This is a genomic window from Amycolatopsis sp. NPDC051071, assembly GCF_040682875.1.
In the GTDB taxonomy this organism is placed as follows: Bacteria; Actinomycetota; Actinomycetes; order Mycobacteriales; family Pseudonocardiaceae; genus Amycolatopsis.
Genome location: NZ_JBFBBY010000018.1, coordinates 43,127 through 68,932 on the forward strand (window position 1 = coordinate 43,127; position 25,806 = coordinate 68,932).

The window sequence follows — 25,806 nt, forward strand, 5'->3', positions numbered from 1 at the left end:
AAGCGTGCGGCTTCCGTTTTGCAGGCGGGAGAAGTTGTCATGTGTTGATCGTAGGCAAACGTGGCGTCGGCCACACTGTTCAAACTGAGAGGATCCTGAGAAAAGTCCTTGATGCTTCGCAAGGAATTCTTTCCGAACAGAAACTCATGCCGCGGAAGGAATCGAGTGATCAAGTCGGCGCGTGGTGTTCCGTCGCGGGCGATGCAGTGCGAGTTGAGCACGTCAGGGAAGCAAGCATCGGACTTCCGCGGCCGGCTCTTGTCAATGCTGGATGAGAGACTGCCAGGCGTCACCTGGAACACGAACCCCATCGAACAGATTTGCCAGACACGCCCTCAGTCCTCCACAGGCAGTAGCGCCCTCAGTCCTCCACGGGCTTCGTCCAGGCGACCTGGACCAGCCCCGTCCCGTGCCGCCGCGAAACCAGCACACCCCGACCGGCGGGTTGTGGCCCGGGCTTCACATCCCCGAGCAGCGCCCCCTCGTCCCGTGCGCCGGACATCACGAGGCCGGGTGACCCGAGTTCGCGAATCCGTTGCAGTACGGGCTCGAACAGCGAACGCCCCGCCCCGCCGCTCCCGCGCGCGATGATGAGGTGCAGCCCGATGTCCCGCGCCTGCGGCAGGAACTCCAGCAACGGCAGCAACGGGTTCCTGCCCACCGTCGCGACCATCTCGTAGTCGTCGACCAGGACGAACAGTTCCGGCCCGCGCCACCATGACCGGTTGCGCAACTGCTCCGGCGTGATGTCCGCGCCGGGGAGCCGGTTCCGCATGGCCTGCTGGCATTGCTCGACCAGCCCGGTCAGCGCGGTCTCGGAGCCCGCGTAGCCCAGCAGGTGCGACTCCGGCACCGCGCCGAGCATCCCGCGCCGGTAGTCGGCGACGATGATCGCGGCTTCGGTCGGCGAGTACTTCGCAACGATGCCCTGCGCGAGGGCGCGCAGCAGTGAACTCTTGCCGGATTCCACATCGCCGAAGGCCACGAAGTGCGGTTCGGTGGCGAAATCGAGGTACACCGGCCGCAGATTCGATTCCGCGATACCGAGGGTGATCTGCTTGCGCGGTCCGGCCTCCAGTGAGTCCAGCGGGACCTCCGGGGGCAGCAATCGCACCGCCGGTGCGGGCTTTCCCTGCCAGGCCGCGGCGATCCGCCGGTTCAGGTCGAGCCCACCTGCGCCCACCGTCTCCGGCCGCTGGTCCGAATCGATGCGGGGGAGCGCGGCGAGGAAATGCAGTTTGTCCGCCGTCAGGCCGCGCCCCGGTTTGTCCGCCGGGACGTTCTGCGCGATCTTGCGGTCGATCAGCGAGTCCGCCGGCTCACCGAGGCGCAGTTCGAATTTGGTGCCGATGGCGTCGCGCAGCGGCGCCCGCATGCCCATCCACTGGTTGATCGAGACGACGACGTGGATCCCGAACCCCAGACCGCGTGACGCCAGGCTGGTGATCTGCTCCTCCAGCTGTTCGTATTCCTGCCGGATCGTGGTCCAGTTGTCCACGAACAGGAAGACGTCGCCGAATTCGCGGTCCTCCGTGCTCTCGCGGAACTCCGGACGCCGCTGGCGGAACGTGGTGATCGACTCGATGCCGTTGGCGGCGAAGAACTCTTCGCGCTGTTCGAGCAGGGTCGTCAATTCCGCGACCACCCGGCGGCAGCGCTGGGCGTCGCGCCGCGTGGCGTAGCCGGACACGTGGGGCAGCCCGGCGACCGGCGCCAGCGCGCCGCCACCCATGTCCAGTACGAACAGCTGGACCTCTTCCGGCGTATGCGTGAGCGCGAGCATCGCGGCGATGTCGCGCATCAGCGTGCTTTTGCCGCTCTGCGGCGCCCCGACGATCAGCGCGTGCCCGGCGGCACCGGAGAAATCGGCCCACAGCATGTCGCGCCGCTGTTCGAAAGGCTTGTCCACCAGTGCGACCGGGATCATCAGCTTGCCGTTGCCGCCCCAGCCCAGCGGACACAGGCCCCGCGCGGGGTCTTCGCCGAGCGGCGGCAGCAGCTGGTCCAGCGTCGGCGGTTCGGCCAGCGGCGGCAGCCAGATCTGGTGTGCCTCCGGGCCTTTGCCCTCCAGCCGCGAGATCATCGCGCCGATGATCGTCTCCCCGGTGCCCTTTTCGACCGGTCCCTCCGCCTCGACGGTCACCGGGATCTCCACCGGCGCCAGCGTGAACGGCATCAACCCCAGACTCTGGCCGTCCTTGCGCACGATCTTGCTGCGTGGCGGCAGCTCACCCGAGACGTACGCCGCCTTGAGCCGGATCAGCGTGTCGTTGTCGGATTTCAGGTACGCCGAGCCCGGCACGGGTGGCAGCTGGTAGGCGTCCGCGACACCGAGGACAGCGCGGCTCTCCGACGCCGAGAACGTCCGCAGGCCGATCCGGTACGACAAATGCGAGTCCAGCCCGCGCAGCCGTCCCTCCTCCAGCCGCTGCGACGCCAGCAGCAGGTGGATCCCGAGACTCCGCCCCAGCCGCCCGATCGCGACGAACAAGTCGATGAACTCCGGCCGCGAGGACAGCAGCTCGCTGAATTCGTCGATGATCACCAGCAGCGACGGCATCGGCCGCAGGTTGACACCCGATTCCCTGGCCTTTTCGTAGTCCCGCACCGATGCGTAGTTCCCAGCCGCGTGCAGAAGTTCCTGACGCCGCAACAGTTCGCCGTTCAGCGCGTCCGCCATCCGGTCGACCAGCGCGAGATCGTCGGACAGGTTCGTGATGACGGCGCAGGTATGCGGCAGCCCGGTCATCCCGGCGAACGTCGCACCACCCTTGAAGTCGATCAGCGCGAGATTGAGCTTCTCCGACGAATGCGTGACGGCGAGCGCGGTGACCAGCGTCCGCAGCAGTTCGCTCTTACCGGACCCGGTCGCGCCGATGACCAGCCCGTGCGGGCCCATCCCGCCTTCGGCGGACTCCTTGAGGTCGAGGTCGACCGCCCTGCCGTCGGGGTTGACGCCCAGCGGGATCCGCAGCCGGTCGCGCGCGGACCGCGGTGCCCAGGTGACCGCGGTGTCGGTGTCGCGGGGGTCACCGATGCCGAGCAGCCCGGCCAGTCCGAACGTCGCCGACATCGGCGACTCGCTGACCACCGCGGACCCTTGGAACAACGGCGTCAGCATCCGCGACAGCGCTTCGGCGGCCCCGCGGTCCAGAGTGTCGGGTGTGCCGAGGAAACCGAGCCGCTGTTCGGTCCCGTCGCCGACGACCATCCCGAGTTGTTCCGGGCTCGTATGCAGGCTCAGCAGCCGTTCGGACGACACCGCGCGTGGCTGCTCCACGCCGATCTCGATCACGGTGACGCCGAGCCTGCCCTCCTCGGCGACCAATCGGGTGTCGCCGAGCGTGTGCCCGCCGTCCACGAGCACGACGATATGCGGCTGCTCAAGCCGGGAGTCCGGCCGCCTGCTGAACGGGGGCCGGTCACCGAGGTCGGGACCGAGCAGATCGGCGAGCTTCCCGGAGCCGGCGTCGACGAGACGGCGCGGTCCGGCCGCGTCGGCGGCGGTGGAGGCCACATGCGGCAGCCATTTCGCCCATTCCCAGTCGTGCAGCCGGTCGTCCTTCACACACAGCGCGATCCGCAGATCGGCAGGCGAATGGAAGGTCGCGAGCTGGGTCAGCACCGCCCGCGCGGTGCCGAGTGTGTCCGGACGGCGGCCGGACAGCGTGACCTGCGCGAACGACCGCAGCGATACCGCGACCGGGAGACCGTCGACCGTCGAGTAGGTCCGGATGAAGTGCTTGAGGTTCGTCGAACACACCGGGTCGAGGTCTTCCAGCGGCACGGTCTGCGGCGCCTTCAACGGCGTCGCGAGCCGCTGCGGCCCGGTCCCGACGCGGACCTGCGCGAACTGCGAGTCGGACCGGCGGCGGTCCCACAGTCTCCCCGTCTCGACATACGCCCACAGATCCGCCGGATCGGGCTGCAGTGCCGCCATGGCCGCGCGCTGGTTGTCCGCGATGTCGCGGACCTGTCCGCGCAGACCGGTCAGATAACGCTGGTAGTCCCGGCGTTCCTCGTTGATCTGCGCCTTCTTCGCGGCACCACCGCGGCCGAGTGACATCACCACCATGCCCACCATCGCGGTGAGGAACAACGCACCGAAGATGTACGTCATCACCCCGCCGTCGCGTCCGATGTAGACGAACGACATGGCGCCCATGCCGAGCATCATCGGCATGAACATCAGCAGCTGCATGGCTCCGCCGCCAGCGCCCTTCGGCAGCATCGGCGGGGACTGCAGGACGATTTCACCGGGCTGCTCGCCCAGAGCCGGCAGGCGGTCGCGAGTGGCGCTCATCAGGGTCTTTCTGGCCGCTTGTGGGTAATCCTGCCGATCATTCTGGCCACTCGTACCGCCGTCGCGGTGGGTACTTTTGCCGTCCGCTCGCGTCTGGTGGCGAACTTACGCTGCTGGAACAGGCGCAGACGTGGGGGAACGAGAAAAGGAGAACCATGGTCGGCACGGGCGAGTACCGGGCGGAGCCCGAGGCCATGCGCTCGGCGGTCGGGAACCTGGGCGGCATCATCATGCAGGGCATCAACGTCGTCGCCGACCTCGAACGCACCGTCCTCCAGCCGATGTCGTTCGCCACCTTCGGCAGCGCGGTGGCGGCGGCGAACACCGCCATGCAGAGCCAGCAGGTGGTCGCGGTCCGCACCCTGCTGCAACTGCTGCAGCAGATCAACGGCTTCATCAAGAGCAGCGCCGACGCCTATCAGGCCGCGGACGAAGCGGTCGCCGGCGGTTACGGCGGGCGCCCCGGTGGCGGCGCGGGGTCGACGTCGTCGATCTGGGGGAATTCGCACGCGTCCGAACTGGCGACGCTGGCCATCAACGACAGCGCCGGGAGCAACGGTGAGCCGTCGTCGGTGGGCAACGTCCTGCGTTACCTGGGGGACGCGCGGCTGGGGCAGCTCGGCGACCACCCGATCACCGACGCGCGGTTCCATGGCGTCTCGGACTTCAACGACTGGCTGGCCGGTGACGCCGACAACCAGGCGCGGGTCGGGGTCATCGAGGTCTACGCCGGTACCGCGCGCAACTTCGGCGACGTGCCGGGCGGTGTGCACGGTGGCGACGTCGTCGTGGTCGAACCGCTCCTGTTCTCCGACAGCAAGCCGATCATCGCCATCGCCGGAGAAGGCGGGCAGCTCTACAACCACGGACTGATCGACGCGGAGATCAACGGCCTGGCGAAGGTCAGCGTCTACCGCCCGGCGTCCGTCTGACTTCCGGCCTGAGGAGCGAGGTTCCATGCTGACTTACCCGAATTCCAGTGCGATGGACGCCACGGCGTCTTCGGGCGGGCCGATCACCATTCTGCCGCAGATCCTCACCGGGCAACCGGAGCAGATCGCGAAGCATGTGCTCGAGGTGCTCAAGAAGGCCAACGAGTTCCTCACCATGTACAACGAGGTGACGAAGGCCGCCGAGCAGCTGGGCAAGATCTGGTCCGGCGGCGCGTCGGACTCCGCGCTGAAGAAGATCACCGACTCCCTGAACTCGCTGACCAAGATCATCCAGGTCGTGCAGAAGGGCGCCGAGCTGCTCGGCATCGCCGGGACACTGGTCAAAACCGCACAGACGGCCTACAAAGCGGTGGTCTCGGCGGTGAACCCGACGGTCGCTGGCCTGATGTCGAATCCGTGGACCTACGGTGCCGCTGTCGCGCTTTCCACCGCCACCAGTGCTTCGCTGCGCGCGTTCATCACCGCGATCGGCGCGTTGCTGAAGGCGCTCGGTGTCGTCGACCTCGCCAACCAGATCACGCAGATCGCCACCGTCATCGGCGAGGTCCAGAAACTGTTCGGGCACAGCGATTCCGGCAACGGTTCGGCGGGTAACGCGGCCGTCTCCGGTACGCCGGTCACCAACCCGCAGGCGCCGGGTTCGGTCGCCAGCGGCGCGGGACAGGCCGCCGTCGGCGGCTCCGGTGGTGGCGCGGGTGGCGGCTCGGGCTCCAGCGGCTCGGGCTCCGGCGGCTCGGGTTCCGGTGGTTCCGGTGGTGGGACGACGCCGGGCGAGACCCCGCCGTTCACCCAGTACCGGCCGCCCGCGCTGGGTGGCGGTTCGCAGGGAAACTGGCCGGGTGGCGCCGACTCCTGGATCCCGGTGGACAGACCGTCCGGCGGCTCCGGCGGTGCCAACGGCTCCCTGCCCGGTGCGGGCAACGGGAATCAGGTCACCATCACCACCGACCTGAGCACCGGCCGCTCGACCGTGCAGGCACCGGGCGGGCAGGACATCGATATCGACATCGACATGAACTACGGCGGCAAGCACTTCGAACAGCACGTCGACATCGACGTGGATAACGCTGTCGCGGATTCACCGGCGAAGGGCAGGTAGACCGTGTCGGGGAGCGGTGTGGTCGACGCGTCGGGCGTCGTCAGCTCGATACTGTCGAGCTACCGGCGGCTCGTGGTCGAGTACCAGCGACGGGTCACCGGTGACCCGTCGGCGCTGAACGCGGCCGGGCAGCGGTGTGGTGAGCGGGCTTCGACGGTTTCCGGCCGGGCGGACGAAATCGGCAAGGCGGCGAAGGCGCTCAACGCGTCCTGGGAGGGCGACGCCTACACCGCGTTCGCCACCGCCGCGGCGAAACTGAGCCAGGAACTCGGTGAGATCGGCACGAAGCTGACCGGCCAGTCAAACCGGCTGCGGGCCGGTGCGCAGGCACTGCGAGGCGCACGGTCCTGTGTGGACTCGATTCTCGCGCAGTTCGACCAGTACGCCGCCCAGCTCACCAGCCAGGCGCGGACGGCGAACGCGAACGCGGTCAACGCGTTCATCTCCGCCGCCCGGCAACTCGGCGAACGCGCTGTGCGGGCCGCTCAGGAGATCGCCGACGAACTGAGTGAGGAACTCGCGCGGCTGTTCCCGCCGGAGGGCACCGGCCGGATCGAGCACGAACTCGGCAAATGGGGCCGCGGTCCGCTGTACTGGCTCAACGGTGACGCGCTCGACGGCCGCAAGCGGCCGCGCTCGCATCCTTCTTGGTTCGGCAATTCCGGCTGGAAGAAGCTCACCTGGGACGGTCTCGAAGGCACCCGCGCCCCGCGTGCGGGCGACACCCCGTTCGGCAGGCCGAAGCCGGAAGGCTTGCGTGACAAGGCCTGGAACAGCACCGAGATCACCTATGCCAAGTGGAAGCAGGAGCAGGACGGCTTCACCCCGGGATGGGACGCCAAGGTCTCCTCGCAGGGCTGGGATCTCAAGGCGTCCGGGCACGCCGAACTGGCCGCCTTCAAGGAAGAACTCGAAGGCAAGAAGGAATGGGGCGTCGCTTCGGGCAGCGCCAAGGGGACCGCGTTCGTCGGCGGCGAGGTGAACGGTTCGCTGCAGGCAGGCGCGCACGGTATCGGTGTGCACGCCAACGCCTTCGTCGGCGGCAAGGTCGAAGGCGAACTCGCCGCGGACGTCGCGGGTATCGGCGTCGGCGCGAGCGGCACCCTCCAATATGGACTCGGCGCGCAGCTCGACGGCCAGGCCGTCTACGACGCCGGGCATCTCAAGGTCAACTTCAAGGCGGGTGTCGCGCTCGGTCTCGGTGCCGGGCTCGGCGCGAAGATCGACATCGACCTGCCGAAGATCGCGGACACCGCCGGCGAGTACGGTGGCGCGGCCGTCGACGCGGTGAGTGGTGCGGCCGGCCAGGCGGCCGACGCCGTCGGCGAGGCATGGGACGACGCGATCTCCTACGTGGGCACGTGGTGACAGGGATGAGCGAAGCGATGGCGCAGGACCGGGTTTCCCTCCCGCTCGGCTTCGACATCCCCGAGGGCTGGGTGCCGGTCGATCCGGCGTCCGTCGGTGCCGAGGGCGCGGTCTTCGTCGCCGTGCACTCCGGGCCCGCGGAGGAGTTCACCCCCAACATCACCTTGAGCGTCGGGCAGCGGCCGGACCAGGCGCAGATCACCGACATCGCCGACGAGGCCGTCGAACGGCTCGGCCGGACCATGGCGGCGCTCGAAGTGGTGCGGCGCAAGGTGATCGGCACTCCGGTCGCGCCGGGGGTGACGCAGGTGCTGCGTATCCGCACCGGCGAAGGGCAGGATCTCGTACAGACACAGGTGCAGCTGACCGTGCCGGGGGCGAGCCCTGCCGAGCGGCTGATCCTCGAAATCGCCTGCACCGCAGCACCCGAGGCGGCACGCCGTCTCGGCGACGACTTCCGGCGGTTCGTGGGCAGCGTCCACGTCCGGTGAGGATTTCACCGCAGATGAAGGAGAAGATTCGTGACCACCGACCCCTACGCCATGCCGGATATGGACGAGTTGCTGGACCAGGTCCGCAAACAGACCGAAGAGGTGCAGCGCATCCAGCGTTCGGTCGAGGCGATGGAGGTCAAGGCGCACTCGCGGCAGAACGAGGTCACCGTTGTGCTGCGTGGTGACGGCCGCTTCACCTCGATCGACATCGACCCGCGCGCACTGCGTCAGTACGACGCGCGCAACCTCTCGGAGATCGTGCTGGAGGCGGTCAACAACGGGCTGCAGAAGCTGGCCGAGGCCAGCAGCGCGAAATTCGCCCCGGTCATCGAGTCCGCCAAGTCGATCGAAGCATGACCGCCGCGATCGCGGGCTCCACCCGGCGCGTCACGGTGGTGACACCGAGGGCGCGTGTGGACGTGGCGCTGCCGCAGCAGAGCACGTTCGCCGAACTCGTCCCGCAGCTCGTGCGGCTCGCGGGCGCGTCGGGGCAGGCGTCGGCCGAGCATCCGGGGTGGGTGTTGTCGCGGCTCGGCGGCGCACCACTCGCGCTCGGCCTCACGGTCGCCGCGGCGCAAGTGCGTGACGGGGAAGTACTGCATCTGACCCCGCGGGAACGCCCGCGGGGTCCGCTGCTGTTCGACGACGTCGTCGATTCGATCGCCAGTGTCGCCGAATCGGGCACGGGCCGCTGGGGGCCGGGGGTCGCGCGCAGGGCGGGCATCGTCGCGTCGGTGGTGCTGCTGCTCGCCGGTGGCGTGCTGGTGCAGGCGGCCGCGGCAGGCAGCGTGCTGGCGCCGATCGGGACCGGGCTGCTCGCGCTGGTACTGGTCCTCGGCGGCGGCGCGCTGAGCCGCGCGTACGGCGACGCCGAGGCCGGTGCCGCCGGCGCGCTCGCCGGTGTCGGCGCGGCGTTGCTAGCCGGGATGTCGATCCTGTCGCCGCATCCGCTGTTCTCGCTGTCGGCAGGGCCGCTGGCCGCCGGACTGGCCGTCGTGACCGTCTACGGCGTGATCGCGGCCGTCTCGGTGGCGGACCGGCTGCCGTGGTTCGTCGCGGTCACCGTGTCGGCCGGGCTCGGCGCGATCACCACCGCCATCGTCCTGCTGGCCGACGTCCGCACGGTCTCGGCGGCCGCCGTGGTCGCCGTGGTGGCGACGGCGCTGGCCGCGGTGGCGCCGATGATGGCGCTGCGGCTCGGCAGGCTGCCGCTGCCACGGGTGCCCGACGACATGGACGCCTTCCGCGCCGACGAGGACCCCTCACTCGGCGAGGACATGGTCGGCGGGACCACGTACGCGCAGGCGTTGCTGACCGGACTGCTCGTCGCGCTCGGGCTCACCGTCGTCGCCGCGTGCGTTGTCCTCGCGTCGTCCGGCGGGGCTTGGGAAGCAGGCCTGTGCGCGCTGCTGGGCCTGGCGCTGATGCTGCGCTCACGTGCTTTCGCCGGCCGTTCGCAGCGGCTCGTGCTGATCGGCTTCGGTGCGGCGGCACTGGCGGCGGCCGGTTTCTGGCTCGCCGCGGGCGGGCCGCGTTCGTTCGTGTTCGGCGCCGGGTGCACCGTCGTCGTCGCGGCGGGCGTTTGCCTCACCTACGCGACGCGGGTCGCGAAGGGACGCCGTTCTCCTTACTGGGCAAGGACTCTCGATATCGTCGAGTTCCTGGTGCTGCTCTCGCTGATCCCGTTCGTCGGCATGATCGCCGGTGTCTACGAGGCTGTGCGCGGCTGACCCCCTCCGCGATTAGTCCTCTAGTTGCGGTCCTTGCGCGTGCAAGTACCGCAACTAGAGGACTAAACGCGGAGTGGGGGCAAGGGACCTAGTGACGTTACGTCCGTGAAGGACTCCTTCCCTACCCTCAGAGAGGAAAGGAGGCCTTCACGGACCGTCCCCTCAGTCCTCCAGCGCCAGCGGCAGGGTCCGCCGGACCGCCGCCGCGTGTCGTCCATGTAGCGGGGTCACCGCGATTCCGCCGGGCCGCACCGGCTCCGTCCCCGGCCGTCCGCCGACCCGGATGGTCACCTCGGACTTCTCGCGTCCGCCGGGAGTCCGGCCGAGCGTGTACGAAGTCGCGGTGAAAGCAGCGCCGGGCACGTGAAGATCCAGTGTCCGCGCGAGATCCCGCTCCGACCGCGGCCGGTAGCAGACCTGCGACGCGCCACCCCAGTCCCACGAACGCCAGCCGTTCACCGGCGCGTCCTGTCCGCTGCCGAGTGCGACGCGGAGTTCCTCGGCCAGTTCGCCCGCTTCGAGCACAGTGCTTTCGAATCCGGCTTCGGCCAGTGATCCCATCAGTGACAGCGCCGCGCAGGCGGTGCTCCGCAACGCTCCCAGCTCCCCGCCGCCCCTGGCCAGCGCCGCGATCGGCGCGTCCTCGGGGCGATACCGCACGGCGAGCCAGCGGACCCGCAGCACCGACTGTCCATTGGGGACGGTCCAGGTCAGCAGTTGCGCGCTGGACAACGGGATCCCGGTACTCCGGTAGGCCTCGCGCAGGATGCCGGCCAGCACGTCCGGGCCGGGCGGGACGGCGCCGACGGTGAGCCGCACGATGGCGCTCCAGCCGTCACCGACCTCGGCGACGCCGAAGCGGTTGCCCGCGCGGTCGACGTGCTGGCGCACCCGGACGGGACCGGCCAGCCGGTGCAGTGGATCGGGCACCTTACTCTTGTCGCGGCGCTTCAGCCGGTATCCGGCCCAGGTGAGCAGCCAGCCCGCGGGATGGCGCCCGGCGAAGCGGATCGACGTCGTGAGCACGAGAACGGCGGCCACGGCGGTAATGCTGATCCACGCGGCCCGCGGAACGCCGTCGACGGTGAAGGCCAGCAGGACGGCGATCCCGGCGATCTCCCACACAGCCGCTTGCAGCGGGCGGATGGGCAACAGCCAGGGCAGTGGCGCCGCACCCGCGGTGCCGCCATCGGCGGCCTGGCGGGGCGTCGCGGGCGCCGGGGCTTCAACCGACAAGGAATTCCCCTCCTCCGTGCACCCGCACGACGGTAATCGTGTCCCGCACGGGGGAGGGGCGTAAAAATTACCCTCACCGCGAACCTGGGCGGAACCTAACGTGATGAGCCTTCGGACGGGTGGGTACGAACGGCGGGGGACGGGAGCGTGTGGACGCAGCGGGACCAGATCCAGGCCTACCAATTCCTCCGCAGGAGGCTGGTGTCGGCACTGGTCTCGGCGGACGCCAACCATCCCGTGGCCCCGAGCCGCAGGCTGGTCATCGGCACCCTGTGCGGCCTCGGCGCGGCACTGCTGGTCACCGCCGTATTCGGCGTGATCGGCCTGCTGAAACCCTCCGGCGGTAAGGACTGGCTGGCGGGTGGCAAGGTGATCGTCGAGGAGAACACCGGCGCGCGGTACATCCTCGGCCAGGACGGCGCACTGCATCCCGTGCTCAACTACGCCTCGGCGCGGTTGCTGGCTGGCGGCAACGGTGACGCCACCGTGACCGTCCCGCCGGACAAGCTCGCGAAGGCGCCGCGCGGTGCCCAGATCGGGATCCCCGGCGCCCCTGATTCCCTGCCCACGGCCGCGGCGCTGGTCGGCACGCAGTGGACCAGTTGCTCACGCACGACGCAGGACGCCCCCGCGTCGGCCGAACCCGCGACGACCCTGCTGCTCGGCGCACCCGCGTCCGGCGTCGACCTGCCGAGGGATCAGGCCATCGTCGTTCGCGTCCCCGAGGGAGAGCGTTTCCTCGTGACGGCCGGGCGCCGCTACAAGCTCACCGCGGACGCCGCCGCGGCTTTGCAGTTCGACAGCTATCCGGCGATCGCGGTGTCGTCTCGGTGGATCGGCACCGTCGCCGCCGGACGCGACCTGGCCTACCGCGCCGTCGAGGACGCCGGTCGGCCCGGCCCGCGGGTCGGCGGCACCCAGACGAAAGTCGGTTCCGTACTCGGCGTCGTCGACGCGATGGCGTCACCCAACGACGCGACGACGTACTACCTCGTCCGCGCCGAAGGGCTCGAACCGATCGGCCAGACCGAGGCGAGCCTGCTGATCAACACGCCGGAGAACGCGGCCGCCTACCCGGGCGTCCCGGCCCCGGTCGCGGTGCGCGCGGCCGACGTCGCCGCGGTGCCGAAGGTCGGCGCGCCGAGGGCGGGCGGAGCCGATCCGGCGGACTACCCGGACCGGATCCCGCGAAAAGCACCCGTTACCGGACAGTCCGTGACGCTATGCGCACAGGGTTCTCGAATCGTTATCGCCGCGCAGGTCCCGTTGCCGCAAGGTGCGAAGGCGATACCGGTGACGGCGCGGACGGACGCGTTGGTCGCCGACGAGGTTTTCGTGCCTCCATCGGGAGGTGCGGTGGTGACGGAATCCGGTTCCGGCACGGTCTACGTCGTGACCGACACGGGGCTGAAGTACCCGGTGGCGAGCAGTGAGGCACTCGCCTCCCTCGGGTACGGCCAAGCCGAACGGTTGCCGGTTCCGAATGGGTTGCTGGCATTGGTGCCACGAGGGCCCGCGCTGGATCCGGCGCTGGCCGGGCGCACGGTATCGGCGACGGGTGGGACGGGGTGAGCGGAACGGTGCGGATGATCCAGGACAGGCCGGTGACGGACCGCGTCAACGTCGCGGTGATCGAAGACCATCCGTTGTACCGGCACGCGGTCGTCCGGGTGCTCAGCGAGGCACCGGACATCGAACTCGGCGCGGTCGTCGATTCGGTCGCCCGGTTCCACGTCCACCAGCAGCCGCCCGGCAGCGTGGTGCTGCTCGACCTCGGCCTGCCGGGGATCGCCGGCGCCGCGGCCGTGTTCCAGGTGTGCGAGCTGGGACATCACGTGCTCGTGGTGTCGGCGCAGGCGGAATCCGAGCAGGTGCTCGGCGCGATCGCCGCCGGGGCAAAGGGTTTCCTGTCCAAGGATGTCGACGTCGACGAGCTGCTGATCGCGATCAAGACGGTCGCGCAGGGCCGGGCCTACGTTTCCGCGGTGGTGGCCGGAATGATCATCAAGGACAACGCCGACCGCCCCGCGCCGGCCCCGGACGTCGCGCTCTCCGCGCGGGAGAAACAGGTCCTGCGGCTGGTCGCGGCGGGCGAACGCGACGTCGACATCGCCCGCATCCTGGGGATCGGGGTCCGGACGGTTCGTGGCTACCTGGACCGGATCCGTGACAAACTCGGAGAAAGAAGGCGGGCCGGTCTGGTCCGCAAGGCCATCCAGCTCGGGCTCGCGTCTCCGCCGGAGGTGCCCGGGCCGTCGCGGCCGGTCGTGCCCCGCGACGACGTGGGCGGATTCGAAGGACGCCGGTGAACGCAGACGAGCAGCAGCCGAAACGCGGCACGCCGATCAATGTCGGGGTGATCGAAGACCATCCGCTGTACCGGGACGCCGTCGCGCGTGTCCTCACCGAAGCACCGGACATCGAGCTGGGTGCCGTCGCCGACTCGGTCGCGCGGTTCGCCGTGCAGGAACAGCCGCCCGGCAGCGTCGTCGTCCTCGACCTCAAGCTGCGCGGCGTCCAGGACGCCGCGGCCGTGCTCGAAGTGGGGCAGATGGGGCACAAGGTGCTCGTGGTGTCCGCGCACGCCGAACAGCCCGAGGTGCTGGGTGCCATGCAGGCCGGCGCGAAAGGCTTCCTGTCCAAGGACGTCGACGGCGACGAACTCCTGCGCGCCATCCGCACCATCGCCGACGACAACGCGTACGTGTCGCCGACCCTCGCCGGAATGATCATCCAGGACAGCGAAGACCGGCACGCCGGACCGAAGATCGTTCTGTCGGAACGGGAAAAGCAGGTCCTGCGGCTGGTCGCGGCTGGCGAACGGGACGTCGACGTCGCCGAGATCCTGAACATCAGCGTGCGGACGGTGCGGTCCTACCTCGACCGGATCAGGGACAAGACCGGGGAGCGCCGCCGGGCCGGTTTTGTGCGAGTGGCGATTCGCGAGGGGCTGCTGCGCTGACGGTTCGGCCGGAGGGATCGCCCTAGAGCTTCGGGCCCGAGAAGTTCACCCGCAGTGTGTACACCGAACTCGTCGCCGTGACGAACAGGTCGTTCCGCCGCGGCCCGCCGAAGGTCAGGTTCGAGCAGACCTCCGGCACCCGCAGCTTGCCGATCCGCGTCCCGTCCGGCGCGAAACAATGCAGCCCGTCGTGCGCGGCCGCCCACACCCGGCCTTCGGTGTCCAGGCGCACGCCGTCGAAAACCCCCGCGTCACAGGTCGCGAAGATCTCACCACCGGAAAGCGACCCGCCGGATACCGAGAAAACCCTGATGTGACTGGGATTCTGCCGCGTGTCGACGATGTAGAGCAGTGACTCGTCCAAGGAGAACGCGAGTCCGTTCGGGCGCGAGAAGTCGTCGGCGACGACACGCACGGAGCCGTCCACCGGGTCGGCGCGGTAGACGTGACAAGCCCCGATCTCGCTTTCGGCCTGATGTCCTTCGTAGTCGCTCTCGATTCCGTAGCTGGGGTCGGTGAACCAGATCGCGCCGTCCGAGGCTTCGACGACGTCGTTGGGGCTGTTGAACCTCTTGCCCTGGTAGGTCTCGGCGAGCACGGTGGTCGAGCCGTCGTGTTCGGTGCGTGTCACCCGGCGGCCGCCCTGTTCGCAGCTGACGAGCCTGCCGAGGCGGTCGACCGTATGCCCGTTGTGGAATCCGGCGGGCTCGCGGAACACGCCGACGGCGCCGGTGGTCTCGTCCCACCGCAGGACACGGTCGTTCGGGATGTCGCTGAAGACCAGGTACCGGCCCGCCGGGAAATAGGCGGGCCCCTCGGTCCATCGGCAGCCGGTGTGCAGCCGTCGCATCCATTCGTCGCCGTTGACGCGGCCGAACCTCTCGTCGAGGACCTCGAAGTGTGCCTTGACCTGGTCCATGAAACCCCCCAGTAGTCAGAATGTCATCTAGTAATCATCATGAACTGCCGAACCTGATACGGTCAAGCCATGGATGACGTGGATCGCCTGCTGCTCACCGAGCTGCAGCAGGACGCGACGCAGGCGTACGCCGCGCTCGGCAAGGCGGTCGGGTTGTCCGCGGGCGCCGCGCACGAGCGGGTCCGCAAGCTGCGGGACCATGGCGTCATCCGGCGTACGACCGTCGAGGTCGATCCGGCGGCCGTCGGCCGCGGGGTGATGGCGTTCGTGCTGGTCGAGGCCAACTCTTGGATGGGTGATTCGCCGACCAAGGCGGCGCTGGAGGCGTTGCCGGAGGTCGTCGAGGCACACGTCATCGCGGGTCCGGCGTCGCTACTGGTGAAGGTGCGCACGCCGACCACCGAGGAACTGCAGGCGTCACTGCGCAGGCTGTACGCCATCGAAGGCGTCACCGGGACGCAGACGATCGTGGTGCTCGAGTCCTTCTTCGAGCGCCCCGTGGACGCTAAAGGCGACGGTTCGCCAGCGCGCCCGTCACCGCCCGAGCCTTCCCGCTGACCGCCGGATCCACGTCGACGACCAGCGTCTCCGGTCCGGCACCCAGCTGCGCGTGGACCCGCCCGAAGCCGTCGGACACCGTCGAGAACCCGATCCCGGTCGGTGCCTTCGGGTTCACCTGGGTCCCGCTCGCGGCCGGGTCGGCCTGTCCGCAGCCCAGCACCCAGCAGCCGGAGTCGAGTGCGCGGGCCCGCACCAGAACCTCCCACTGCTCGCGTTTGCCCTCGCCCGCACCCCAGGACGTCGGCACGAGGACGACGTCCGCGCCGTCGTCGGCCAGCTTCCGGAACAGCTCGGGGAAACGGAGGTCGTAACAGGTCGCGACGCCGAACGTGACCCCCTCGACCTCGAAGGTCACCGGCGTGGTCCCTGGCGCGACCGTGTCGGATTCGGCGAACCCGAACGCGTCGTACAGATGGATCTTGTCGTAGCCGAGGTGATGTCCGCCGCCGGTGACGAGCAGCGTGTTGCTCACACGTCCATCGGGTGACGGCGTGAACATGCCCGCGACGATCACGACGCCGTGCTCCTCCGCGATGGACGCCACAGTGGACGCCCACGGTCCGTCCAAAGGTTGCGCGAGCGGTTTCAGCGGGACACCGAAGCGCGCCATGGCCGCTTCGGGGAAGACGACGATCCGCGCGCCGTCGGCCACCGCGGCGGCCACGCCCTCGCGAATCAGCTTCAGGTTCGTTTCGGGATCCTCGGCCGCTGTGAGCTGGCACAACCCGATCCGCGGCACGGCGGCCTCCCTCATCGTGGGATCGCTGGTCACCACCCCAGTGTGCCTGCTCGGGGCGATCGGGCCACCTCGTACCCTTGAGTCATGCTGAACCGTACCGACCTGCGTGGACAGGTCCCGTCCGTTGCCGAACTCAGGAGCACGCTCCCGCGTGCCGAGTACGACGTGGACGCGGCACTGCATCACGTACGGCCGGTGGTCGAGGCCGTCCGCGATCGCGGCGTCGAGGCGGTTCTCGAGTACACCGAGAAGTTCGACAAGGTCCGTCCGGCGGGGGTGCGCGTCGCCACCGCCGAGCTCACCAGCGCACTGGAGAACCTGGACCCGGCCGTCCGCGAGGCGCTGGAGGAGTCCATCCTCCGCGCCAGGAAGGTCCACGGTGACCAGCGCCGCCAGGACGTCACCACCGACGTCGTCGACGGCGGCACCGTCACCGAACGCTGGATCCCGGTGGAACGCGTCGGGCTGTACGCACCGGGCGGGCTCGCCGTGTACCCCTCGACGGTGGTGATGAACGTCGTCCCGGCGCAGATCGCCGGTGTCGGCACGCTCGTGCTGGCCTCGCCGCCGCAGGCCGCGTTCGGCGGCCTGCCACACCCGACGATCCTGGCCGCCGCCGCGCTGCTGGGCGTCGACGAGGTGTGGGCGGCCGGCGGGGCGCAGGCCGTCGCGCTGCTCGCGTACGGCGGCACCGACACGGACGGTTCCGTGCTGGAGCCGGTCGACACCGTCACCGGACCCGGCAACATCTATCTCACCGCGGCCAAGCGGCTGCTGCGCGGCATCATCGGCATCGACTCCGAGGCGGGCCCGACCGAGATCGCGATCCTCGCCGACGAGACGGCCGACCCGGTGCACGTCGCCGCCGACCTGATCAGCCAGGCCGAGCACGACCCGCTCGCCGCGAGCGTGCTGGTCACCACGTCCGAGGAACTCGCCGACGCGGTCGACAAGGAAGTGAGCGTGCGCGCGGCCGCGACCAAGCACGCCGAGCGTGTGGCGGAAGCCTTGGGCGGCAAGCAGTCCGGTGTCATCCTGGTCTCCACCGTTGACGATGGCATCCGTGTCGTCGACGCGTACGCCGCGGAACACCTGGAGATCCAGACGGCGGACGCGCGTTCGGTGGCGGCCCGTATCCGCAACGCGGGTGCGATCTTCGTCGGGGCGTACGCGCCTGTCTCCCTTGGTGATTACTGCGCCGGGTCGAACCACGTCCTGCCAACCGGCGGATTCGCGCGGCACTCGTCCGGCCTTTCGGTGCAGAGCTTCCTCAAGGGTGTGCACGTCGTCGACTACAGCGAAGACGCGTTGCGCGAGATCGCCGGCCGCGTCGTCGCGCTGGCCGACGCCGAGGACCTGCCCGCGCACGGCGAGGCCATCACGGCGCGGTTCGAGGGGGAGCGGGCATGACCATCGGCCAGGAGATCACGCTCGACGCGCTCCCGCTGCGGGAGGACCTACGGGGCAAGACCCCGTACGGCGCACCGCAACTGGACGTGCCGATCCGGCTCAACACCAACGAAAACCCGTACCCGCCGCCGGACGCGCTGGTGGCCGACGTCGCCGAGGCCGTCCGCGCCGAGGCCGCGTCACTGCACCGCTATCCGGATCGCGACGCCGTCGCGCTGCGGCAGGACCTCGCGGACTACCTCGCGGTGTCCACCGGTGTGCTCCTCTCGGAGTCGAATGTCTGGGCCGCCAACGGATCCAACGAGATCCTGCAGCAGATCCTGCAGGCCTTCGGCGGTCCTGGCCGATCGGCGCTGGGCTTCGAGCCGTCGTACTCGATGCACCCGATCATCTCGGCAGGCACTCGCACCGACTGGCTTCCGGTGCCGCGCCGCGACGATTTCTCGCTGGACACCGGGAAGGCCGCCGCGCTGGTGCGCGAACGCCGTCCGGACATCGTCTTCGTGACCAGCCCGAACAACCCGACCGGCGGATCCATCCCGTTCGGCGAGCTGCGCGGACTGCTCGAAGCGGCGCCGGGCATCGTCGTGGTCGACGAGGCGTACGCGGAGTTCTCGTCGCAGCCGAGCGCCGTCGAGCTGATCGAGGAGTACCCGGCCCGGCTCATCGTTTCGCGCACGATGAGCAAGGCGTTCGCGTTCGCCGGCGGGCGGCTCGGCTACCTCGCGGCCGCGCCCGCGATCGTCGACGCGCTTCAGCTGGTGCGGCTGCCGTACCACCTCTCGACGCTCACGCAGGCCGCCGCACGAGCGGCCTTGAGGCACGCGGACGCCACCCTCGCTTCGGTCGCGAAACTCGCCGCCGAACGCGACAGGGTAGCGGAATCGTTGCTGGGCTTGGGATTCACGCCGGTCCCGAGCGACGCGAACTTCATCCTTTTCGGACGGTTCGCGGACGCGCCCGCGACCTGGAAGTCCTATTTGGACAACGGTGTACTGATCAGGGACGTCGGCATCGAAGGGCATCTGCGGGTGACCATCGGGACGCCGGAAGAGAACGACGCCTTTCTCGAGGCCAGCAAGGAGGTGCCGCGATGAGTCGCGTCGGCAAGGTGGACCGCACCACCAGGGAATCGTCCATTTCGGTCCAGCTCGACCTGGACGGCACGGGGCAGGTGGAGATCAGCACCGGTGTCCCGTTCTACGACCACATGCTCACCGCATTCGGCGTGCACGGCTCGCTCGACCTCAAGGTGGAGGCGACCGGTGACGTGCACATCGACGCGCACCACACCGTCGAGGACACCGCGATCGTGCTCGGCCAGGCACTGCGGCAGGCACTCGGCGACAAGAGCGGTATCCGCCGGTTCGGCGACGCCTGGATCCCGATGGACGAAACCCTCGCGCACGCCGCGATCGACGTCTCCGGGCGCCCGTACTGCGTGCACCTCGGCGAGCCGGAGCAGTTCACCAGCTTCACCATCGGCGGGAACTACCCGTTCGTGCTGACGCGACACGTATTCGACTCGCTGTCGTTCCACGCGCAGATCGCGCTGCACGTGCGTGTACTGCACGGCCGGGACCCGCACCACATCGCCGAGGCCGAGTACAAGGCCGTCGCGCGCGCCCTGCGCGCGGCGACCGAACCGGACCCGCGGGCAGGCGGGATCCCTTCCACGAAGGGCGTCCTCTAGTTGCGGTCCTTGCGCGTGCGACTACCGCAACGTGGCACGCGAGTTGCGGCTTCAAGCACGCGAGTTACGGCTCTGAGCACGCGAGTTACGGCTTTAAGCACGCGAGTTACGGCTTTAAGCACGCGAGTGTGGTGCCGCGCCACCCCAGGCACCACCTCGCCCGAAGGCGCCACCTTTGCCTTACTCCTCAATAGAACCCGAAACGCCACTCACGACCCCCGAAACCCGGCGGGACGGCAGTGTGGCAGGGTGACGGCGTGAGCAACTCGACCATCGCCGTGCTGCTGTTCGCGCTTGGCGGCTTCCTGATCGGCGGCGTCTACGCGACCTGGAAGAGCGTCAAGTTCATCGCCGTCGTGCTGGGCCTCGGCGCGCTTCTGGCGATCGGCGGCGCCATCGCCTGGCTGGCGTAGGACAGCCGCCCGGTAAATCGCGTGCGCGCCGGGACACCGGCGGCCATGCTTCCCGGCATGTCCACGAACCCGCGCTCGGTCGCCGAAGTCGTCCGGCTCCAGCGATCGGGCAGCCGCGTCAAGTTCCTCTTCTTCTGGGGACACCAGCCCCGGCGTGACGCCGCGATCGGGCCGGAGTGCTTCAGTCAGTGGTGGTCGGCCCGGTTCACCGTGAACGGCGAAACCTTCGCGACTGCCGAGCACTACATGATGTGGCGCAAGGCGATCCTGTTCGACGACGTCCACAACGCGGCACGAATCCTCAAAGCCCGGCACCCGCGCGAGGCCAAGGCGATGGGGCGCGAAGTACGGGGCTTTCAGCAGAGCCTCTGGGACACCGAGCGCTACGGGATCGTTCGCGACGCGTCGGTCGCGAAGTTCGGGCAGCATCCGGAACTCCGCGACTTCCTGCTCGGCACCAAGAACCGGGTCCTGGTCGAAGCAAGCCCGCTGGACGCCGTCTGGGGTATCGGGCTCGCGGCCGACCATCCGCACGTCGAGAACGCCGGACACTGGCGCGGTCTCAACCTGCTCGGCTTCGCGCTCGGAGAGGCCCGCGCCCTCTTGGCATAAGTCCGTGAAGGCCCCCTTACTTGCGCTAGGCGCAAGCAAGGGGGCCTTCACGGACCTACTTCGAGGCGTCGACCAGCTCACGCTCATCAGGAGCGTCAAGCTGCTTCGTGAGTTTCTCGCCTTCGACGTCGACGTCGGGCAGTACGCGGTCCAGCCACTTCGGCAGCCACCAGGCGCCGCGGCCGAGTAGCGACATCAGGGCGGGCACGATCGTCATCCGGATCACGAACGCGTCCACCAGCACCCCGAACGCGAGCGCGAACCCGATCGACTGGATCAGCGACGACTCCGCGAGGACGAACCCGGCGAATACGCTGATCATGATCAGCGCGGCGGCGACCACGACCCGGGAGCCGTGCCGGAAGCCGGTGACCATCGCCTCTTGCGGGTCGGCGCCGTGGACGTACTCCTCGCGCATCCGCGTCACCAGGAACACCTGGTAGTCCATCGCGAGCCCGAACAGTACGCCGATCAGCAGGATCGGCAGCATGCTCATGATCGGCCCGGTCGTCTTCACCCCGAGCAGGTCGGTGAGCCAGCCCCACTGGAACACCGCGACGACGGCGCCGAACGTCGCGACCACGGAGCCGAGGAAGCCCAGTGTCGCCTTCAGCGGGACCACGACCGAGCGGAAAACCAGCATCAGCAACAGGAACGCGAGCCCGACGATCAGCGCGAGGTAGGGCAGCATCGCGTCGGCGAGCTTTTCCGAGACGTCGATGTTCGCCGCGGTCTGGCCGGTGACCGCCAGCGACGCGCCGGTGGCCGTGCCCAGTCCCGCGTTCAGGCCGCGGATGTCGCTGACGAGGTCTTCGGTCGCGGTGCTGCTCGGGCCACTCTTCGGAATGACGGTCAGCAGCGCCAGGTCACCAGCGCGGTTGACCTTGGGTGGCGTGACGATCGGGCGTTCCCCGAGTCCGCTGATACCCGCGGACGCCTGATGCAGCGCGGCCTGCCGGTCGGTACTGCCTGCCAGGTCGACGACGATCACCAGCGGTCCGTTGGCGCCCTCGCCGAAGCTGCGGGCGACGGTGTCGTACGCCTTGCGCTGCGTGCTGCCGGGTGCGGCGGTGCTGTCGTTGGGCAGGCCGAGCTGCATGCTCGCGGCCGGGACGGCGACGATCGCGAGTCCGGCGATCGCGGCGATCAACACCGGGATCCGGTGGCGGGCCACGAACTTCGCCCAGCGCTCGCCGTGCGTCGTCGTCCCTTCCTTGCGGCGCAGGCGGATCTTGCCACCGGCGAGCTTGGCGCCGGTGAACCCGAGGATGGCCGGCAACAGGGTGAGCGCGATGACGACCGCGATCGCGACGGTGATCGCGGCGGCGACACCCATCTCGCCGAGGAACGGGATGCCGACGACGGTCAGGCCGGCCAGCGCGATGATCACCGTCAGACCGGCGAACACCACCGCCGATCCGGCGGTTCCGGTGGCGCGTCCGGCGGCTTCCTCCGGATCACGGCCGATGCTGAGTTCGTGCCGGTAGCGGGAAACGATGAAGAGCGCGTAGTCGATGCCGACGGCGAGGCCGATCATCAGCGCGAGCACCGGCGTGTTCGTGTTCAGTTCCAGGAAACCGGACGCGGTCGTGATCCCCGCCATGCCGATGCCGACGCCGATGAGCGCGGTCAGCAGCGGGATCCCGGCCGCGAGCAGTGAGCCGAAGGTGATGATCAGGACGACGGCGGCGACGGCGACACCGAGGCCTTCGGTGGCGTTCGTCGCGGGCATCGCCTGGACGGCGTCACCGCCGAAGTCCACGGTGTACCCGGCCTGTTTCGCGGGATTCGCCGCGGCCATCAGGGCCTCGCGGTCCGAATCGGTGAGCTCGAACCCGGGGACGCGGTAGCTGACCTGCGCCAGCGCGACGTGCTTGTCGGGCGAGATCGCCTGCACCTGCAACGGGTTGAGCACACCGGCGACCTTGGGCGCGCCTTCCAAGCGGGACACGATGCCCGCGATGGCGGCCTTACCGGACTCCTTGGTGATGTCCTGGCCATCGGGTGCCGAGATGACCACGCGTGCGGTCGCGCCACCGGCGGCCGCCTCCGGGAAGCGGTCCGCGAGCTGGTCGATCGCCTTCTGCGATTCGGTGCCGGGGATGGTCACCGAGTTCGAAAGCTGGCCGGACAGGGTCAGCGCCCCCGCGCCGATGGCGATCAGGATGGCGGCCCAAACCACCGTCACCAGCGCCCGGCGCCGGAACGAGAACCGGCCAAGGCGGTACAGGAAGCTGGCCACAAAAGTCTCCCGTTCACTCGTTCAGGTTCATTTCAAGCTAGCCGATCGGCTAGGGGGCTACAAGCCGATCGGCAAGTATGTGACTAGCCGCACGGCTAGTACCCGTTTGGCTCTGCGGCTACGCTTGACGTAACCTCCGACGGCTGAATGAGGAGGGATCATGGACGTCGTCCACGCGGAGGACACCCGGACGCGGTTGCTCAACACGGCGCTGCGGTTGTTCACCGAACACGGCGTGGAAGGCACCTCGCTGCAGATGATCGCGGACGCGCTGGGGGTCACCAAAGCGGCCGTGTACTACCACTTCAAGACGAAGGCGGAGATCACCGAATCCGTCGCCGAGCCCGTGCTGCGCGAGCTGGAGGGCATCGTCGACGACGCCCGCGCCCAGCGCACCCGCGGCGCGCAGATCGACCATCTGCTGGACGGCTTCGTCGATCTCGTCGTCCAGCACCGCGCGCTGGTCGCGTTGTTCTCCAGCGATCCCGGCATCGCCCGTGCGATCGAGAAGTCCGTGCACAGTTCGGAGAGCTTCAAGAACCGGCTGCTGGAGATTCTGGTCGGCCCGGATCCGGACGTCACCGCGATCGTGACCGCCCAGGTGCTGCTGGCTGGGATCGCCGTCGCCGGTGGCTCGATCGAGGTCGCCTCCCTCGACGACGAAACCTTGCGCGAAACGCTGCTCACCGTCGGCCGCAAGCTCTACAACCGCCCGCGCCGCCGCTCGTGACCGATGTGGTCAAGACAGGCGCCGCGATCCACGCGACCGTGAACACGTTGTCACTGCTGAGGAACAACGGCCTGGTCCAGTGTCCCGAGTCGGGCGTGCTCAGATCCCGCACTCGCGTGCTTAAAGGCGTAACACGCGTGCTTGAGGGCGTAACACGCGTGCTTGAAGGCGTAACACGCGTGCTTGAGGGCGGAACTCGCGTGCTTGAAGGCGTAACACGCGTGCTTAAAGGCGGGATTCAGAAGCCGCCCTCGGAAGCCGGGCGCAGTTTCCCCGCTCCGGGGCCGAAACGGGACATCTGGTCGTCGGCGTTGTAGAGCCCGCAACCGCGCAGGGACAGGCAACCACAGCCGACGCAGCCGGTCAGCCTGTCCCGCAGGCGCTGCAATGCGTCGATCCGCGCGTCCAGTTCGTCCTGCCAGCCGCGGGAAAGCCGGGCCCAGTCGGCCTTCGTGGGCGCGTGGTCGTCGGGTAGGGTCGCCAAGGCCGAGCTGATGTCGTCGAGGCTGAGCCCCACGCGTTGCGCGGCCCGGATGAAGGCGATCCGGCGCAGCACCGAACGCGCGTACCGTCGCTGGTTGCCCGCCGAACGCTCCGAGCTGATCAGCCCTTTGTCCTCGTAGAAACGCAAAGCCGTATGGGGCACGCCGCTGCGGTCGGCGACCTGTCCGATGCTCAGGTGTTCAGCCAATCTCGTCACGTCGCCAGGCTAGCCTTGACTTCGACTTAAGTCGAGGTTGCACGCTCGGTTGATGACCACCGACACGAAGACCGGCTACGAGGATCTGCCGAGGCTGATCTCGTTGATGACCGGGGACGAGAAACACCAGGCCGCGGCGGAGTCCACTGTGGACGTCCTGTGGGTGCTCTACGACCGCGTGCTCGACATCAGGCCGGAGACCTTCCGCGATCCTGGCCGTGACCGCTTCCTGCTGTCGAAGGGCCACGGCCCGATGGCTTACTACGCGGTGCTGACGAGAAAGGGTTTCCTCCACGAAGACGAACTCGCCGACTGGACGTCGGCTGAATCGCGGCTCGGGCACCACCCCGATCGCGCGCGGCTGCCCGGCGCCGAGATCTCCAGCGGCTCACTCGGCCACGGTCTCCCGCTCGCCATCGGCACCGTGTACGGCTTGCGCGCCAAGGGATTCCGCGACGCCAAGGTCGTCGCACTCGTCGGCGACGCGGAACTCGACGAGGGCTCCAACCAAGAGGCCATCGCGGTGGCCGCCCGCGCCGGGATGGCGCAGCTGACCGCCGTCGTCGTCGACAACACGTCGGCCACCCACGGCTGGCCGGGCGGGATCGCACGCCGGTTCGAGGTCGAAGGCTGGGCGACCCGCACCGTCGACGGCCGTGACCACGACGCGCTCCACGACGCGTTCACCGCACCTCATCCGGACCGGCCGCTCGTCGTGGTCGCGACCGTCGAGCGAAAGGCCTGAACCCATGGACATGCGTGAAACCTTCCTCAAGGCCACCGCCGAGGTCCTCGACGCCGACCCGAACGTGGCCGTCGTCCTCGCCGACATCTCCGCCGCGCAGCTGGCCTTCGCCGCCCGCAAGCATCCCGACCGCGTGCTCAACGTCGGCATCCGCGAACAGCTGATGATGAGCACCGCCGGCGGGCTGGCGCTGGCCGGGATGCGCCCGATCGTCCACACCTTCTCGTCGTTCCTCGTGGAGCGGGCCTTCGAACAGGTCAAACTCGACCTCGGGCACCAGGACGTCGGCGCGGTGCTGGTGTCCTCCGGCGCGTCCTACGACATGCCCACGGCCGGGCGGACACACCAGGCGCCAGGCGACGTCGCCCTCATCGACACGCTGCCGGGCTGGATGATCCACGTACCGGGGCATCCCGAGGAGGCGCGGCGGCTGCTGCTGGAGTCCATCCCTGGCAACGGGCGCGTCTACCTCCGGCTTTCCGCGCAGGAGAACGCGAAACCCCATCTGGGTGCTGGCCTGCAGACCTTGCGCGAAGGAAATCGCGGCGTCGTCGTGGCCGTCGGCCCGATGCTCGACAGGGTCATGGAGGCGACCGCCGACCTGGACGTGACCGTGCTCTACACCTCGACGATCCGGCCGTTCGACGCCGCCGGACTGCGCTCGGCGGTCGCGGCGGCGGGCACCACCGACGTCGTGCTGGTCGAGCCGTACCTCGCGGGGACGTCGGCGCACGCGGTGTCGGACGCGTTGCCCGAGACACCGCACCGGCTGCTCTCACTCGGTGTCCGGCGCGACGCCGAAGTGCGGATCTACGGCGAACTGGCCGACCACGACCTCGCACACGGCCTCGACGCGGGTTCGATCGCCTTGTCGGCCAAGGAATTCCTCCGCTAGCT

The 25,806-nt window shown here is 69.1% G+C and carries 24 protein-coding genes; 18 read left to right on the top strand and 6 right to left on the bottom strand.

Annotated elements, in window-relative coordinates; translation table 11 throughout:
* Nucleotides 1–361 precede the first annotated feature (361 nt).
* A complete protein-coding gene (gene eccCa / locus AB0M65_RS09240) occupies nucleotides 362–4,303 on the bottom strand; it encodes a type VII secretion protein EccCa (protein WP_364023890.1) in 3,942 nt (1,313 codons plus the stop codon).
* A gap of 155 nt (nucleotides 4,304–4,458) precedes the next feature.
* On the opposite strand from eccCa, the gene AB0M65_RS09245 reads away from it, so the two are divergent.
* From AB0M65_RS09245 to eccD, 6 genes are read left to right on the top strand one after another with little or no spacing between them, the layout of a single operon-like run.
* A complete protein-coding gene (locus AB0M65_RS09245; protein ID WP_364023893.1) occupies nucleotides 4,459–5,235 on the top strand; it encodes a WXG100 family type VII secretion target in 777 nt (258 codons plus the stop codon).
* 25 nt (nucleotides 5,236–5,260) lie between these two features.
* Nucleotides 5,261–6,355, top strand: coding sequence for a hypothetical protein (locus AB0M65_RS09250; RefSeq protein WP_364023896.1), 1,095 nt, complete (start codon nucleotides 5,261–5,263; stop codon nucleotides 6,353–6,355).
* 18 nt (nucleotides 6,356–6,373) lie between these two features.
* On the top strand, nucleotides 6,374–7,723 hold the full coding sequence (locus AB0M65_RS09255) for a WXG100 family type VII secretion target (RefSeq protein ID WP_364023899.1): 1,350 nt from the start codon (nucleotides 6,374–6,376) through the stop codon (nucleotides 7,721–7,723).
* A 5-nt stretch (nucleotides 7,724–7,728) separates the two neighbouring features.
* The gene (locus AB0M65_RS09260; RefSeq protein ID WP_364023902.1) at nucleotides 7,729–8,214 is read left to right on the top strand and encodes a hypothetical protein; all 486 of its coding nucleotides are present in this window, start codon (nucleotides 7,729–7,731) and stop codon (nucleotides 8,212–8,214) included.
* Nucleotides 8,215–8,244: 30 nt separating this feature from the next.
* Nucleotides 8,245–8,574: a YbaB/EbfC family nucleoid-associated protein gene (locus AB0M65_RS09265; RefSeq protein ID WP_233223736.1), complete on the top strand. Its 330-nt coding sequence runs from the start codon at nucleotides 8,245–8,247 to the stop codon at nucleotides 8,572–8,574.
* On the top strand, nucleotides 8,571–9,947 hold the full coding sequence (gene eccD, locus AB0M65_RS09270) for a type VII secretion integral membrane protein EccD (protein ID WP_364023906.1): 1,377 nt from the start codon (nucleotides 8,571–8,573) through the stop codon (nucleotides 9,945–9,947). The genes AB0M65_RS09265 and eccD overlap by 4 nt, the downstream gene beginning before the upstream one ends.
* Nucleotides 9,948–10,109: 162 nt before the next feature.
* On the opposite strand, the gene AB0M65_RS09275 is transcribed toward eccD, so the two are convergent.
* Entirely contained in the window at nucleotides 10,110–11,183 is a 1,074-nt protein-coding gene (locus tag AB0M65_RS09275) for a type VII secretion protein EccE (protein WP_364023909.1), read from the bottom strand.
* Between the two features lie 147 nt (nucleotides 11,184–11,330).
* Here AB0M65_RS09275 and eccB point away from each other — a divergent pair, with 147 nt between their 5' ends.
* From eccB to AB0M65_RS09290, 3 genes are read left to right on the top strand one after another with little or no spacing between them, the layout of a single operon-like run.
* A complete protein-coding gene (eccB, locus tag AB0M65_RS09280; protein ID WP_364023912.1) occupies nucleotides 11,331–12,755 on the top strand; it encodes a type VII secretion protein EccB in 1,425 nt (474 codons plus the stop codon).
* A gap of 14 nt (nucleotides 12,756–12,769) precedes the next feature.
* Nucleotides 12,770–13,492, top strand: a complete 723-nt coding sequence (locus AB0M65_RS09285; RefSeq protein WP_364024039.1) for a response regulator transcription factor — start codon at nucleotides 12,770–12,772, stop codon at nucleotides 13,490–13,492.
* Entirely contained in the window at nucleotides 13,489–14,145 is a 657-nt protein-coding gene (locus AB0M65_RS09290) for a response regulator transcription factor (RefSeq protein WP_364023915.1), read from the top strand. Before AB0M65_RS09285 ends, AB0M65_RS09290 begins: the two co-directional genes overlap by 4 nt.
* 22 nt (nucleotides 14,146–14,167) lie before the next feature.
* Here the strand turns inward: AB0M65_RS09290 and AB0M65_RS09295 are convergent, their stop codons facing one another.
* Nucleotides 14,168–15,064 (bottom strand): SMP-30/gluconolactonase/LRE family protein, encoded by an 897-nt coding sequence (locus tag AB0M65_RS09295; RefSeq protein ID WP_364023918.1) that lies wholly within the window; start codon nucleotides 15,062–15,064, stop codon nucleotides 14,168–14,170.
* A 69-nt stretch (nucleotides 15,065–15,133) separates the two neighbouring features.
* On the opposite strand from AB0M65_RS09295, the gene AB0M65_RS09300 reads away from it, so the two are divergent.
* Entirely contained in the window at nucleotides 15,134–15,622 is a 489-nt protein-coding gene (locus AB0M65_RS09300) for an Lrp/AsnC family transcriptional regulator (RefSeq protein ID WP_364023920.1), read from the top strand.
* On the opposite strand, the gene AB0M65_RS09305 is transcribed toward AB0M65_RS09300, so the two are convergent.
* Nucleotides 15,570–16,364: a carbon-nitrogen hydrolase family protein gene (locus AB0M65_RS09305; RefSeq protein WP_364024042.1), complete on the bottom strand. Its 795-nt coding sequence runs from the start codon at nucleotides 16,362–16,364 to the stop codon at nucleotides 15,570–15,572. The genes AB0M65_RS09300 and AB0M65_RS09305 overlap by 53 nt on opposite strands.
* Before the next feature lie 84 nt (nucleotides 16,365–16,448).
* Between AB0M65_RS09305 and hisD the strand changes: the two genes are divergently transcribed.
* From hisD to AB0M65_RS09330, 5 genes are all read left to right on the top strand, one after another.
* Nucleotides 16,449–17,774: a histidinol dehydrogenase gene (gene hisD / locus AB0M65_RS09310; protein ID WP_364023923.1), complete on the top strand. Its 1,326-nt coding sequence runs from the start codon at nucleotides 16,449–16,451 to the stop codon at nucleotides 17,772–17,774.
* Nucleotides 17,771–18,871 carry a histidinol-phosphate transaminase gene (locus tag AB0M65_RS09315; protein WP_364023925.1) on the top strand — a complete coding sequence of 367 codons (1,101 nt, stop codon included), beginning with the start codon at nucleotides 17,771–17,773 and terminating at the stop codon, nucleotides 18,869–18,871. Before hisD ends, AB0M65_RS09315 begins: the two co-directional genes overlap by 4 nt.
* A complete protein-coding gene (gene hisB / locus AB0M65_RS09320) occupies nucleotides 18,868–19,467 on the top strand; it encodes an imidazoleglycerol-phosphate dehydratase HisB (protein ID WP_364023927.1) in 600 nt (199 codons plus the stop codon). Before AB0M65_RS09315 ends, hisB begins: the two co-directional genes overlap by 4 nt.
* 257 nt (nucleotides 19,468–19,724) lie before the next feature.
* Complete coding sequence (locus AB0M65_RS09325) at nucleotides 19,725–19,880, top strand: hypothetical protein (protein ID WP_364023930.1); 156 nt, start codon at nucleotides 19,725–19,727, stop codon at nucleotides 19,878–19,880.
* A 57-nt stretch (nucleotides 19,881–19,937) separates the two neighbouring features.
* Complete coding sequence (locus AB0M65_RS09330; protein ID WP_364023933.1) at nucleotides 19,938–20,492, top strand: NADAR family protein; 555 nt, start codon at nucleotides 19,938–19,940, stop codon at nucleotides 20,490–20,492.
* 55 nt (nucleotides 20,493–20,547) lie between these two features.
* On the opposite strand, the gene AB0M65_RS09335 is transcribed toward AB0M65_RS09330, so the two are convergent.
* Nucleotides 20,548–22,734: an MMPL family transporter gene (locus AB0M65_RS09335; protein ID WP_364023936.1), complete on the bottom strand. Its 2,187-nt coding sequence runs from the start codon at nucleotides 22,732–22,734 to the stop codon at nucleotides 20,548–20,550.
* Nucleotides 22,735–22,894: 160 nt separating this feature from the next.
* Between AB0M65_RS09335 and AB0M65_RS09340 the strand changes: the two genes are divergently transcribed.
* On the top strand, nucleotides 22,895–23,464 hold the full coding sequence (locus tag AB0M65_RS09340; RefSeq protein WP_364023939.1) for a TetR family transcriptional regulator: 570 nt from the start codon (nucleotides 22,895–22,897) through the stop codon (nucleotides 23,462–23,464).
* A gap of 238 nt (nucleotides 23,465–23,702) precedes the next feature.
* Here the strand turns inward: AB0M65_RS09340 and soxR are convergent, their stop codons facing one another.
* Nucleotides 23,703–24,164, bottom strand: a complete 462-nt coding sequence (soxR, locus tag AB0M65_RS09345) for a redox-sensitive transcriptional activator SoxR (protein WP_364023942.1) — start codon at nucleotides 24,162–24,164, stop codon at nucleotides 23,703–23,705.
* A 52-nt stretch (nucleotides 24,165–24,216) separates the two neighbouring features.
* On the opposite strand from soxR, the gene AB0M65_RS09350 reads away from it, so the two are divergent.
* On the top strand, nucleotides 24,217–24,909 hold the full coding sequence (locus AB0M65_RS09350) for a transketolase (RefSeq protein ID WP_364023945.1): 693 nt from the start codon (nucleotides 24,217–24,219) through the stop codon (nucleotides 24,907–24,909).
* Between the two features lie 4 nt (nucleotides 24,910–24,913).
* On the top strand, nucleotides 24,914–25,804 hold the full coding sequence (locus AB0M65_RS09355; RefSeq protein ID WP_364023948.1) for a transketolase: 891 nt from the start codon (nucleotides 24,914–24,916) through the stop codon (nucleotides 25,802–25,804).
* The last annotated feature ends 2 nt before the right edge of the window (nucleotides 25,805–25,806 follow it).

Coding starts and splice junctions, on each gene's coding strand:
- eccCa (WP_364023890.1), bottom strand. CDS start 4,303: ATGAGCGCCACTCGCGACCGCCTGCCGGCTCTGGGCGAGCAGCCCGGT.
- AB0M65_RS09245 (WP_364023893.1), top strand. CDS start 4,459: ATGGTCGGCACGGGCGAGTACCGGGCGGAGCCCGAGGCCATGCGCTCG.
- AB0M65_RS09250 (WP_364023896.1), top strand. CDS start 5,261: ATGCTGACTTACCCGAATTCCAGTGCGATGGACGCCACGGCGTCTTCG.
- AB0M65_RS09260 (WP_364023902.1), top strand. CDS start 7,729: ATGAGCGAAGCGATGGCGCAGGACCGGGTTTCCCTCCCGCTCGGCTTC.
- eccD (WP_364023906.1), top strand. CDS start 8,571: ATGACCGCCGCGATCGCGGGCTCCACCCGGCGCGTCACGGTGGTGACA.
- AB0M65_RS09285 (WP_364024039.1), top strand. CDS start 12,770: ATGATCCAGGACAGGCCGGTGACGGACCGCGTCAACGTCGCGGTGATC.
- AB0M65_RS09295 (WP_364023918.1), bottom strand. CDS start 15,064: ATGGACCAGGTCAAGGCACACTTCGAGGTCCTCGACGAGAGGTTCGGC.
- AB0M65_RS09300 (WP_364023920.1), top strand. CDS start 15,134: ATGGATGACGTGGATCGCCTGCTGCTCACCGAGCTGCAGCAGGACGCG.
- hisD (WP_364023923.1), top strand. CDS start 16,449: ATGCTGAACCGTACCGACCTGCGTGGACAGGTCCCGTCCGTTGCCGAA.
- AB0M65_RS09315 (WP_364023925.1), top strand. CDS start 17,771: ATGACCATCGGCCAGGAGATCACGCTCGACGCGCTCCCGCTGCGGGAG.
- hisB (WP_364023927.1), top strand. CDS start 18,868: ATGAGTCGCGTCGGCAAGGTGGACCGCACCACCAGGGAATCGTCCATT.
- AB0M65_RS09330 (WP_364023933.1), top strand. CDS start 19,938: ATGTCCACGAACCCGCGCTCGGTCGCCGAAGTCGTCCGGCTCCAGCGA.
- AB0M65_RS09340 (WP_364023939.1), top strand. CDS start 22,895: ATGGACGTCGTCCACGCGGAGGACACCCGGACGCGGTTGCTCAACACG.
- AB0M65_RS09350 (WP_364023945.1), top strand. CDS start 24,217: ATGACCACCGACACGAAGACCGGCTACGAGGATCTGCCGAGGCTGATC.
- AB0M65_RS09355 (WP_364023948.1), top strand. CDS start 24,914: ATGGACATGCGTGAAACCTTCCTCAAGGCCACCGCCGAGGTCCTCGAC.